We start from the raw sequence: 12,762 nt of genomic DNA on the forward strand, positions 1-12,762 counted from the left end.
GGATGGAACGGACACACGAGACGCGCGGAGAGGGCGGCGACGGCGGGATCGACTTGGTGGTCTTCGGCGTCGGCGCGCTGAGATTCGCCGTTGTCTCCAAGCTCATCCGAAGCATCGCGGATCCCGCCGATACCCCGGAAACACAGGCACCCGCATTGGCCGATCTCCTCGGGCTCGCGCGCCCGTCCTGCCCCGTGTCGGCCCGCACGCACGGATCACGCGAGCGTCTGGTCCGGTTCAGGCACACCTTGCGCGACGGGGCGCAGGACTCGGGGATGCGCATCGAGGAGCCGGTCTCGCTGCGGCGCGTGCCGATCGACGCGATCCATCCACTGCCCGCACTCGTGGAGGCGCTGTCCGCGCTGCCCTGCGTGCGCGGGCTCGTCGCACTCTCGGCGCCGAACGCGGAAGACTTCGCCATCCTGCTCGACCCCCGTCGGCTCCCGGAAGATGCCTTCACGCCCCCCGGCTCCTGCAAGGCGGCGCCGGCATGGATGATCGGCCAACGACGACAGGAATCATGACGCGCAATCCCAACAGCAACCCGGAAAAACCGAACCGGGACGGCCTGCACCCGAGCGGACAGGAGACTGTCGATGGCTTGCGCCTGCGGGCTGCCGAAGCCCTCGAAAGCGGGCGCTTCGATCTCGCCGACGAGATCCTGGCCGGCATCGACGGCCAAGAGCTTCAACTGGCCAAGTTGGTCGAGAACCTGCGCGTCTATCAGGCGGAGCTGGAGATCCAGAACGAGGAGCTACAGCGCAGCCAACAGCAGGCCCAAGACGCGGCCGCACGCTTCTCGGCCTTCTTCAACAATCTGCCCTTGGCCGGGTTGGTCATCGATCGACAGGGGCTGATCAAGGAGGCAAACCAAGGGGCACGGACTCTTTTCGGCCTTCGCGATCGAGTCGGACACCAGCACTTCTTCGCCCGTCTCATCGCGGATACCGACCGCGGCGAGGTGATCCACGCCTGGTCGAACCTAGACGGTGATCAACCTCGCGAGCTCGCCGAGCTCGGTTTTCTGACACTGGAAGGTGATCGCTTCGTCGGCGATCTGCATCTCGCCAAGCTCCCCTGCACCCTCGACGACGAGCCCAGGACGATCTGCGCCGTCGTGGATCGCACCGAGTCCGTGCGCCAAAGTCGCGCACTCGCGGAGGCAACCGAGCAACTGCGCCGCAGCGAACGCTTTCTCGACGCCACCGGAAGGATCGCAAAGGTCGGCGGCTGGGAGATGGACGTGTCGACCGGCCAAGTGCGCTGGACCGACATGACCTATCGCATCCACGACCTATCCCCGTCGGATGATCCGCCCCTGACCAAGGCGTTGGCCTTCTTCGATCCCGAGGATCGCCAGTTGCTCGAGCATCGCATCGACCGGGCGATTGCTCGTGCCGAGCCCTATGACCTGCAACTGCGCATGACCACCGCCAAGGACCGCGCGATCTGGGTCCAGACGACCTGTCAACCCGTCAGCGAGGGTGATCGCGTGACCAAGCTCCAAGGAACGATCCAGGACATCAGCCACCTCAAACGCTCCGAAGAGCAACTGGAGTTCCTCGCCCATCACGACCCTTTGACGGGCCTGGCCAACCGAAGCCTCTTTCGCGCGCGACTCGAGCTGTGTCTGCAACGCGCGGCGCGCAGCGGCGCGCATGTCGCCCTGCTGTTTCTGGATCTGGACCGCTTCAAATACGTCAACGACAGTCTCGGACACTCGGTCGGAGACCAGCTGCTCGAACGGGTCGCCGCGGCGCTTGCCAAGCAGGTGCGCTCCTCCGACACCATCGCGCGTCTCGGCGGAGACGAGTTCGTGGTCATCATGGACGATGTCGGCAATCCGCGCTTCGCGGGCAAATTCGCCCGGCGACTCCTCGGCATGCTGGATCAGCCATTCGCGACCGAGACACGCGAGCTCTACGTCACCGCCAGTATCGGCATCAGCATCTATCCCGAGGACGGCGCGGACATGGACACCCTCCTACGCCATGCCGATATCGCCATGTATCGGGCCAAGGAAAACGGCCGCAACGGTTTTAATTTCTACGAGCCCGCCATGTCGGCGGGCGCCGCGGAGCGTCTGCGCATGGAGCATGAGCTGCGCGGCGCCTTGGCGCGCGACGAGATGCTGCTCCACTATCAGCCGCAAGTCGCCTTGAGCGATTGCAGCCTGCGCGGCGTGGAGGCGCTCTGCCGCTGGCAGCACCCACGTCTGGGACTGGTCGCGCCCGATCAATTCATCCCGGTGGCCGAGGACAGCGGCCTGATCGGCGAGCTGACCGCCTGGGTGCTCGAGCAGGCCTGCCGTCAGCTGATCCTTTGGGACCGGGCCGGCTTCCGGATACCGCGTCTCGCCGTGAATCTGCCGATGCGCGAGATCGAGCGCACCGACCTGGTGAACCGGGTCCGCCGCACGCTCGAGCGCACCGGACTGACGCCGGATCGTCTGGAGCTCGAGGTCACCGAGTCGATGATCATGCGCCGCCTGGATCTCGCCGTGACCACACTCGATGCCTTGCGTGCACTCGGCGTGATCCTGGCGCTGGACGACTTCGGCACGGGACATTCATCCCTGGCCCACTTGAAGCGGCTTCCGCTGAATCGACTGAAGATGGACAGGTCCTTCGTCGAGCGGCTCGGCAAAGACCGCGACGACGAGGCGATCGCCCGTGCCGTGATCGCCTTGGGGCGCAGCCTCGGACTCGGGGTCATCGCCGAGGGCATCGAGACCCGCACGCAGCATGATTTTCTGCGTGACGAATTCTGCGACGAAGGGCAGGGTTACCTGTATGGTCGACCCTTGGCTGCAGCAGCCTTCCTGGAGAGTTGGTCCGTGATGGAGGGAGGGATGCACCTGTCGGCCGATCGGACGGCAGAGGCCCCCGAGCCCGAACCAGGCTCCTGATCCTATTCGAAATAGCGCTACGAGAAAAGAAATGCAGGTCACCATGACCACAGCTTCGGACAACGCCGTCATCCCGGCAGCCGACGCGGCCGAAGAGTCCACCAACAAGCAACCGATCGCCACCGGCATCGAAGGGCTCGATTTCGTCCTTCAGGGCGGTCTCCCGGCCGGGCGTCCTACACTCCTGCGCGGCGCCGCCGGCACCGGCAAGACCGTCATCGCGCTGACCTTTCTCTGCCATGGGATCGCGGCGGGCGAGACCGCGGTCTTCGTCACCTTCGACGAGGCCCCCGAGGCACTGCTCGGTCATGCCGAGGGCTTCGGGTTTCCCGCCCGGCGTTATCTGGCCGAAGGGCGTCTGCGTATCCTGGACATGCGTCCGGATCGCAACGAGGTTCAGGTCGGCGAGACCATCGAGCTCACGGCCATCCTCGCGCGCATCGGCTTTGCGCTGGACAGTCTGGGCGCAACACGTCTCGTGCTGGACGCCGTCGACGGCATGGAAACGGGTTACGCGGATCTGCCCAGCCTGCGCGGCGAGCTCACGCACGTCTTCGACTGGATCCGCGATCGCGCCGTGACCTGTCTCATCACGGTCGGCGAATATGCCGATTTCAGCACCCGCTACGGACTCGAGGACTATATCGCCGATTGCGTGATCGCCTTGACCCAAGAGGTCAGCAACCGCGTGATGACACGCGTGCTGCGCGTGGTCAAACGCCGAGGCGCGGCGCACGGCTCCAACGAGAATCCCTTCCTGCTCGACCGCGGCGGGATCTTCCTGGTCCCGGTGACCGGCTCCGTCCTCAGCGCCAAGGTGTCCGACGCGCGTCTCTCGACCGGCATCTCCGGTCTGGACGCCATGCTGGGCGGCCAAGGCCCCTACCGGGGTTCGATTACGCTCCTGTCCGGACAGGCCGGCACCGGCAAGACCAGTATCGCCTGCAGCTTTGCGCGCGCCGCCTGCGAGGCCGGGCTCTCGGTCCTCTACATCAGCTTCGAGGAGAGCCTCGACGAGCTGATCCGCAACCAGCGCAGCATCGGCATCGATCTCGACCGTTATCACCGCACGGACGGCCGCAGCGTCGACGGTCTCGGCGCCCTGCTGCTGCAGCCGGTTCGCGCGGTGGAGCTGGGTCTCGAAGAGCATCTGATGCGGGTCATCCGCTCGGTGCGCCAACATCGCCCGGCGCTCGTCATCTTGGATCCGGTCAGCGGTTTGGCCGGTCGCAGCCGCGACCCGGTCGCCAAGGAGATGCTGCTGCGCCTGCTCTACCTGATCAAGGAGGAGGGCGTCACCACGGTCGCCACCGAGCTGCTCGGCGACGACAGCGCGGGCGTCAGTCATCTGGATGTCTCCTCCATTATCGACGTCTGGATCAAGCTGCGTCGCCACGAGAACGACGGCGAGATGAATCGGCTGATCACGGTCGTGAAGGCCCGCGGCCTGCCGACCTCCGACCAGGTCAAGGAGTTCAGGATGAGCACGGAGGGACTGCGCATCGTCGATCCCTATCTCGGCGAAAGCGGCATCGTCTACGGAACCGCGCGGATGGCGCGTCAGGCCGAGGACGAAGAGACGATCGACCAGTTGCACATCGAGCTCGAGCGCGCGCACCAATTGCGCGCCGAGCTGAGCGAGATCCAGGCCGCCAATGAGCGCCTGGCGCGGGCCGAGCACGAGGTCAAGACCGCCGATCTCGACCGTCAGGTCGCCCAAATCGAGCGCCGCCTGGCAGCCATCGAGCGCACCCGTGCCGCAATCGGACGAGGACGCGCATGACGAAACATCTGTTGAGACTCTATATCGCCGGTCGGACGCCCGCTGCCGATCGGGCCGTGCACAATCTGGAGCAGCTCGCCGTCGAGGTCGCCACGGCGGATCTGGTGATCCAGATCGAGGTGATCGACATCCTCGAACGTCCGCAGCTCGCCGAGGACGAGCGCATCCTCGCCACCCCCGTGGTCATCAAGCAGCTGCCCCCGCCGATTCGACGGGTCGTCGGCGATCTGTCCGAGCGCGAGAAGGTCTTGATCGGTCTCGACCTCAGGGTCGACTGATGGGCACCGGCCGCGTCGACTTCGAGCGGATCGTCGCCCTGGCATCGGACGCCATCCTGATGCTGGACCGGCACGGCATGATCCGCTATGCGAATGCCGCTGCCGCGTCGCTCTTCGGCCGCTCGACCGAGGCGCTCGTGGGTGCGGATTTCGGCTTCGTCGTGATCCCGGACGAGCCGACCGAGATCGAGATCCCGCGTGCGGGAAGCGTGATCTCGGCGGACATGCGCAGCGTGGACATGATCATGGACGGGCATCAGGTGGCCGTGGTCTATCTGCGCGACGTCACCGAGCGCAAGGTGGCCGAGCGCGCCATCTTGACCCATCAAACGCGGCTGGAAGAGGCTCAGCGGATCGCCCGCCTCGGCTATTGGGAATGGCAACCCGAGAGCGGCGCGATCTGGTGGTCGGACATGGTCTACCGGATCTTCGGCATGGAGCCGAGCGACGCTGCGCCGAGCTACGACGCCTTTTACGCACGCGTGCACCCCGAGGACCGGGCGCTGGTCTTGGAGAACGAGCAAGAGGCGCATCTCACGGGGAGGCTCGACGAGGAGCACCGTATCGTCCTTCCGGACGGCACGCTGCGCTGGGTCCGACAGGTAGCCCGGGCCGAGCCCGACCATCCGGATCGTCCGCGCCGCTTTCACGGCACCGTCCAGGACGTCACAGACGACAAGCTCGCGGAGGCCAGACTGCATGATCGCGAGCGGCTCATTCAGATGGCCGCGAACCTCGCGCGAATCGGCGGATGGAATGTCGACCTCATCGCCAACCGGGCGACCTGGTCGGACGAGGTCTGCCGAATCCACGAGGAGCCGCCCGGCACGGTGGTGCGCGTCGAGGACGGCATTTCTTACTATGCCCCCGAATGGCGCGAGCGCATCACACGCGTCTTCACCGCCTGCGCACGCGAGGGTATCGGCTACGACGAGGAGCTGCAGATCATCACGGCGACAGGCCGGCGGGTCTGGGTGCGGACGATCGGCGCCGCGGTACGCGATATCTCGGGCCACATCACCCACGTGCAAGGTGCCTTTCAGGACATCACCGAGCGCAAGACCGCCGAAGAGCGCCTGCGCCTCTCGGCGGCCGTCTTCGAGAACACCAGCGAGGGCATCATCATCACGGATACGACCCCGGCGATCATCGCGGTCAATCCGGCCTTCACCGAGATCAACGGTTACGGCCCCGAGGAGGTCCTGGGTCGTAACCCGAGCCTGCTCAAATCCGGAAAGCATGATCCGCGATTCTACGAGGAGATGTGGCGGGGCCTGTTGGACCTGGGTCACTGGCGCGGAGAGATCTGGAACCGCCGCAAGGACGGCGAGATCTATCCGCAATGGGTCAATATCAACGCGGTGCGCTCGGCGCTGGGCCAGACGACGCACTATGTCGGCGTCTTCTCGGATCTGAGCGACGTCAAACGCTCCGAGGCACAGATCGAGCGCCTGGCCCACCGCGACCCGCTCACCGATCTCCCCAACCGGCTGCTGTTCCGCACCCGCCTGGAGCAGGCCCTGCTGCGCGCGAGCACGAGCCGAGCCCGCGTCGGTATGCTCCTGGTCGACATCGACGGCTTCCGGCACATCAACGACAGCCTCGGACACGCGGTCGGCGACCTTGCGCTGCGGGAAGTCGCCAAGCGTCTGACCGAGCTGGTGCGTATCGACGAAACCGTGGCACGCCTGAGCGGCGACGAGCTCGCCGTGCTGATCGAGGGCGACGAGGACATCGACACCCGTGCCGCGCTGATGGCCGAGCGCATCCGCGAGAGCCTGAAGAAACCCTTCACGGTCGAGGCCACGGAGCTCTTCATGAGCGCAAGCATCGGGATCGCCATCTATCCCGAGGACGGGAGCGACGTCTCCGAGCTCATGCAGAACGGCGACGCCGCCCTTTACCAAGCCCGCGAGGCCGGCGGCAATACGTACCGCCACTATGCGCGCAGCCTGACCGACTATGCGCGCGAGCGGGTGACCTTGACCTCGGAGCTGAACCGCGCGATCGAGCGCGACGAGCTGCGCCTGCACTACCAGCCGCTGGTCGACACCGAAAGCTGTCGGGTGAACGGGCTCGAGGTTTTGGTGCGCTGGCAGCATCCCGAGCGCGGCATGGTGTTGCCGGACAGCTTCATACGGTTGGCCGAGGAGACCGGACTCATCATTCCGCTCGGCGCCTGGGTGTTGCGAAGCGCCTGCATCCAGGCCCGCGAATGGGAGACTGCGGGGATTCCCTTCGGGCGTATCGCGGTGAACGTCTCGGGGGTTCAGATCCAGCGCAGTGATTTCGCACGGACGCTCGAATCCATCCTCGACGAAACCGGACTGGGCGCCGAGCGTCTGGAGCTCGAGCTCACCGAGACCTTCGTCATGGATCTACGCGAGGACGCGCAACGGCTACTCGGTGATCTCAAGCGGCTGGGGATCGCCCTGGCGATGGACGATTTCGGCACCGGCTATTCGTCGCTCGCCTATCTCAAGGGATTGCCGTTCGATACACTCAAGATCGACCGGAGCTTCATCGGCGGGCTTCCCGACGACCCCGCCAGCGCCGCCATCGTCACCGCCATCACCACGCTCGGCCACAGCCTGGGGTTCGAGGTCCTGGCCGAAGGGGTCGAGACGGAGGCACAGCGGCGGTTTCTGCTCGGGGTCGGCTGCCGCCGTGCGCAAGGCTATCTGTTCAGTCCGCCGGTGCCGCCGGAGGCGGTCGTTCGGCTCTTGTCGTGACTCGACCCATCCGGAACATCTCGGGCAGTTCATGAATCGGTCACTATGGGCCTATCATTGCGAAACCCAAGCCGGCGCGGACCGGCGGGCCGATAGCGGAGGTCGACCGTCCAAGGGCGGGCGATGAGCCGCACCATCCTGTTCCGAAGGCCACGGGGCCTCGGCGAGGCGTGACGACGTGACGACAACACATCAATTGGGCTTCGCCGAGATGACGGATCTGCGCGAGCGAGCGCGCCGGATCCTGCGCGACCATACCTTCGACGAGACCATGGATGCCTTCGAGCAGGGTAATCTCGATCTCGAGAGGCTCCTCGAAGAGCTGCATATCTACCATGCCGAGCTGTACATCCAGCAACAGGCCCTGAACGACAGCCGGCACATTACCGAGCGTGCACTCGCGCGCTTCACCCGACTCTATCGCGAGCTGCCCTTTCCGGTCTTGCTCATCAACGCACAAGGCCACCTCAAGGAAGGCAACGCGGCGGCGCAGCGGCTGCTGCCGTTCGATTGTCGACTCTTCATCCATCTCGCCGTCGAGGGACAGACGAGAGTCCTCGAAAATGCGTTGCTCGATTCACGCAGAGCCGGCCGTGCGGATTGCAGGGAGGTTCGTCTGCGGGGTCAGGGCAACAGCATCGTCACCGCCGATCTGCGTCTGATCCGTCTCCCGGAAATCGACGGAGACGAGGCGGAGATCGTCTGCAACCTCGTGGACCAGACCGAGCAGGTCGCGCAGCGCGAGGACCTGGTCGCCGCCAACCGCCGCCTGCGCATCCAGGAAGAGCGCTATCACGTCGTCGCCGACTTCGCGCCGGACTGGGCCTACTGGATGGGCGAGGACGGACGCTTCCGTTATGTCTCCCCGGCCTGCGCGCGGATCACCGGCTATCCGGCGGCCGCCTTCCTGAAGGATCCGGAGCTCTTGTCGCGGATCATCCATCCGGATGACCGTGACGGATACCTCATGCATCTCCACGGCGCACACGCAACCCATCGATTCAAGCCGATGCGTTTTCGCCTCTACACCCGCACGGGCGAATTGCGCTGGATCGAGCATCTGTGCGTTCCGGTCACCGGCGACGGCGGACGCCCGCTCGGACACCGTGGCTCGAATCTGGACGTGACCGAAAAGGTCAGGCTCGAAACGGCACTCGGCATGGCCTCCGAGGTCATCGATGCGAGCTCCACGATCGCGTTTCATTGGGCGCCCGAGCCGGGTTGGCCGGTCATCTATGCCTCGCCGAACGTTCGGCGTTGGGGCTATGCCCTCGAACAGCTCCTCTCGCGGCGCTTGAGCTACCTCGATGTGGTGCATCCGCAGGACTGCGTCCGCGTGGTCGCCGCCTTCGAAACCTTTATTCAAGAGAAGCGCGACGTCTTCCGTCAGACCTATCGGGTCTGTTGGGCGGACGGCTCGGAACACTGGGTGGACGAGGAGACGCGCGGCGTGTTTGGCCCGGACGGCCGACTCCTCTACTTTCATGGGATCGTGACCGATGTCACCGAGCGCGAACAGGCAGAACGAGGCCTGAAACGCCAATTGGACCTGCAGGCGCTGGTCGCCCGGATCTCGTCGCGGCTGATCGATGTCACGGGCGATACACTCGAGCAGACCATTGACTGGTCGCTCGAGCGGATCGGCCGCTCGCTCGGGGCCGATCGCAGCTATCTGCTTCGACTTTCCAACGACCATAAGCGCATGGATATGACGCATGAATGGTGCGCGGAAGACATACGGGCGGTCATCGACGAATGCCAAGCGCTTTCACTCGAGCATTACCGTTGGTGGGCCGAGCGTCTGGCGGAACGGGATCCCGTGTTGATTGCGGATGTTTCCGCGCTTCCCGCGGAGGCCACAGCCGAGCGCACCGAGCTCGAGCGCCAGGGCGTGCGCTCGATCGTGACCGTCCCCATGACCCGGCACGGCCGCGTTTGGGGCGCCCTCGGGCTCGATGCGATGACTCGGCCGCGCAGCTGGAGCAACGACACCGTGCAGATGCTGCAGGTGATCGGCGAGGTGATCGCGGGGGCCTTGCTCAGGACCGAGTCCGAGGTTCGTCTCACGGCCAGCGAGAACCTCTATCGGCATGTCACGGACATGATGAGCGACGTCGCTTACTCCTGCGTGGAGCGTCCCGGCGAGGGCTTCCGGATCGACTGGATGACCGACTCGGTGGAAGCGCTGACGCGTTACACCTTGGCCGAGGTGCGGGAGATGGGATGCTGGAGCCGGCTGCTGATCGACGAGGATGTCGGGATCTTCAACGACAAGGTCGCAGGACTAGCCCCGGGAGCAAGGGCCGATTGCGAGCTGCGTCTGCGCCGCAAGGACGGAGCGATTCGCTGGCTCCGCGCGACGACCGAGTGCGTCGCCGAAGACGCCGACCCGACGCAGCGTCGGCTCTACGGCGGCCTCCTGGATATCACCGAGCACAAGTCGCGCGAGGCCGAGATCGAGCGGCTTGCGCTCGTAGTCGAGCAAAGCCCGAGCATCGTGCTGATCACCGACATCGCGGGGGCGATCGAGTACGTCAACGCACGCTTCTGCGAGAGCACCGGGTATCGGCCGCAGGAGATCCTGGGTCGATCGGTCGATACCCTGCGATCCGCTACCCGTACCGCGGACGAGAATTCGGAGATCTGGAGCGCGCTGCAGCGCGGCGAGGTCTGGACGGGAGAATTCCAGGTTCGCAAGAAGTCGGGCGAGACCTATTGGGAGTACGCCCACATCACGCCGTTGCGCAACGAGCAGGGCCTGGTCACCCATTACGTGAAGCTTGCCGAGGATATCAGCGATCGCAAGGCACTCTCGCAGCAGGTGAGTTACCTGGCCCGTTACGATCCGCTCACCGGCCTGCCCAATCGGACATTGATGCGCGAGCGCGTCGAGCAGGCCCTCATCGCGGCCAGTCATGCCGACAGGGTTCTCGCGCTCCTCTCGATCGACCTGGACGATCTGAGGTCGGTGAACGACTCGCTCGGTCACCCGGCGGGCGATGAGTTGTTGCGCGCGGTGGCTGAACGTTGGCAGCCGCTCTTGCGGGACGAGGATACCCTGGCCCGCTTCAGCGGCGACAACTTCATCGCCCTGGCCACCGGGCTGCGGCGTGCCGAGGACGCCTCCAGGCTTGCCGATCGGATCCGCGACGCGTTGGCGCAGCCGATCATCCTCGGCGAGCAGGGCGTCGTGGTGAGCTGCAGCATCGGCATCGCGCTCTATCCGGACGATTCGAGCACGGCCGAAGAATTGATCAGTCACGCCGATACCGCACTGCACGGCGCCAAGATCGAAGGGCGCGGGCTGCACCGGTTCTTTACCTCGGCCTTGAACGATGATCTTCAGGAGCAGTTTCGCACCGAGCAGGCCCTGCGCCGCGCGATCGAGCGTCATGAGCTGCTGCTTTATTACCAGCCACGCGTCGACATCGTCACCGGCCGGATTCTGGGTTTGGAGGCCTTGGTGCGGTGGGATCACCCGGAGCTCGGGTTGATCCCGCCGGGTCGCTTCATCCCGGTCGCCGAGTCGAGCGGATTGATTCTGCTCGTCGGACCCATCGTCGTACGACTCGTCTGCGAGCAGATCGCTGCTTGGCGCAATGCCGGCGTTGCGTTGGTGCCGGTGGCGTTCAACCTCAGCGCCACGGAGCTTTATCAGGAGGGACTTGCGGGCCGGATCTCGACCATCGCGGCCGAGGTCGGGGTCGATCCGGATCTCTTGGAGATCGAGGTTACGGAGAGCACGGCCATGCGCTCGATCGAGCAAGCGGTCGAGGTCCTGTCGGAGCTGCGTGATCGCGGATTCACACTCGCAATCGATGACTTCGGGACCGGCTTCGCCTCCTTGAGCTACTTGAACCGATTGCCGGTACAAACGATCAAGATCGACCGCTCCTTCCTGGCCGAGATCGGCAGCGGAGGGCCCGGGGAGTCTCAGGCCGAGACGATCGTCAAGGCCATCATCGGGCTGGGCGCAAACCTCGGTCTTCAAGTCATCGCCGAAGGGGTCGAGACCGAAGCCCAGAATACCTTCCTGATCAATCACGGCTGTCGGGAGGCGCAAGGCTACCTCTTCTGTCGACCGGGACCGGCCGATCGCATCGAGGCGCTGCTTCGAGGAGGGATCGTCGAGCCGGGAGCCGAGCCGATCGACTGAGCGGCGATGGTTACGGCGGCTCCTTCGAAATGTCGGCCTCAGTCATCCACCCGCACGGTGGAATGGTTGACGATCGATTGAAAAAGGGCGCATCGCGCGGTCCGGACCGCGCCGATACGCCCTTCGAGGTCACAACGGCAACGGGGTCAGAAGGGCGGGAGACCCGCCCGATCCGACTAGAGCATCACGCGATCGATCACGTGGACGATGCCGTTCTTGGCGACGATCGACTGCGACACAGTCGCATCACCCACCTTCAGGTTGCCCTGGATGCCCACTGGAACCCGCTCGCCGGCCAGATTGGTGGCGGTCAGACCCTGCATCATCTGGGTCGCGCTCAGGCGACCCGGGGCGACGTGTGCCGAGATCAGCGACTGGAGTGCGACGGGATCCGCCAAGAGGGCCTCGAGCTGCTCCTTCGGAACCCGCGCAAAGGCCTCGTTGCTGGGCGCGAAGATCGTGTAGGGGCCGTCACCCTCGAGCATGGCCTCGGACCCCGCCGCCTTGATGGCCGCCTGCAGCTGACTGAAGATCGCCGAGCCGCCGGTGATGTCGCCGAGCGTCTTCTCCGAAGCGTAGCCCGGCGCGCGCGTGGTGTCGTATGCGTTGAGGGAATCGGACGGCGTGGCGTTGACCAGTCCGGCGCGCGCCCGCTCGCGGGTCTCCTCGTCGGCATACTTGCTGCCAAGTGCCAGTGCAGTCAGCGGACCCAGTGCCACCGCCAGAACGACGGCGATGGTCCAAGGATTCGTCTCGGGTGCCTTTTCGGTGCTCATCGTCGAATACCTCTGCGTGTTTGACCAAGTTTAAGGACTGCGACGGTGGCGGACGACGTCGAAGTCGCACTGCCACCGCATTTACCTACCGACGCGGTCAAGTATTAGGGCAACCTGAACAGAGACAAG

Annotated in this window: 7 protein-coding genes; 6 read left to right on the forward strand and 1 reads right to left on the reverse strand. The window is 65.2% G+C overall.

Going from position 1 to position 12,762, the window contains the following annotated elements; all coding sequences use genetic code 11:
* Positions 1–2 precede the first annotated feature (2 nt).
* From BLV04_RS11255 to BLV04_RS11280, 6 genes are all read left to right on the forward strand, one after another.
* Positions 3–524 (forward strand): hypothetical protein, encoded by a 522-nt coding sequence (locus tag BLV04_RS11255; RefSeq protein ID WP_093031638.1) that lies wholly within the window; start codon positions 3–5, stop codon positions 522–524.
* On the forward strand, positions 521–2,908 hold the full coding sequence (locus BLV04_RS11260; protein ID WP_093031641.1) for a putative bifunctional diguanylate cyclase/phosphodiesterase: 2,388 nt from the start codon (positions 521–523) through the stop codon (positions 2,906–2,908). The genes BLV04_RS11255 and BLV04_RS11260 overlap by 4 nt, the downstream gene beginning before the upstream one ends.
* 43 nt (positions 2,909–2,951) lie before the next feature.
* Positions 2,952–4,691, forward strand: coding sequence for a circadian clock protein KaiC (gene kaiC / locus BLV04_RS11265; RefSeq protein ID WP_093031889.1), 1,740 nt, complete (start codon positions 2,952–2,954; stop codon positions 4,689–4,691).
* On the forward strand, positions 4,688–4,969 hold the full coding sequence (locus BLV04_RS11270) for a circadian clock KaiB family protein (RefSeq protein WP_093031644.1): 282 nt from the start codon (positions 4,688–4,690) through the stop codon (positions 4,967–4,969). The genes kaiC and BLV04_RS11270 overlap by 4 nt, the downstream gene beginning before the upstream one ends.
* The gene (locus BLV04_RS11275; protein WP_093031647.1) at positions 4,969–7,701 is read left to right on the forward strand and encodes a bifunctional diguanylate cyclase/phosphodiesterase; all 2,733 of its coding nucleotides are present in this window, start codon (positions 4,969–4,971) and stop codon (positions 7,699–7,701) included. Before BLV04_RS11270 ends, BLV04_RS11275 begins: the two co-directional genes overlap by 1 nt.
* Positions 7,702–7,879: 178 nt before the next feature.
* Positions 7,880–11,857 (forward strand): EAL domain-containing protein, encoded by a 3,978-nt coding sequence (locus tag BLV04_RS11280; RefSeq protein WP_245731848.1) that lies wholly within the window; start codon positions 7,880–7,882, stop codon positions 11,855–11,857.
* Positions 11,858–12,033: 176 nt separating this feature from the next.
* Here BLV04_RS11280 and BLV04_RS11285 read toward each other — a convergent pair whose 3' ends face one another.
* Positions 12,034–12,633 carry a fasciclin domain-containing protein gene (locus BLV04_RS11285; protein WP_093031650.1) on the reverse strand — a complete coding sequence of 200 codons (600 nt, stop codon included), beginning with the start codon at positions 12,631–12,633 and terminating at the stop codon, positions 12,034–12,036.
* Between the last annotated feature and the right edge of the window lie 129 nt (positions 12,634–12,762).

Source organism: Thiocapsa roseopersicina (genome assembly GCF_900106925.1).
Classification (GTDB): domain Bacteria; phylum Pseudomonadota; class Gammaproteobacteria; order Chromatiales; family Chromatiaceae; genus Thiocapsa; species Thiocapsa roseopersicina.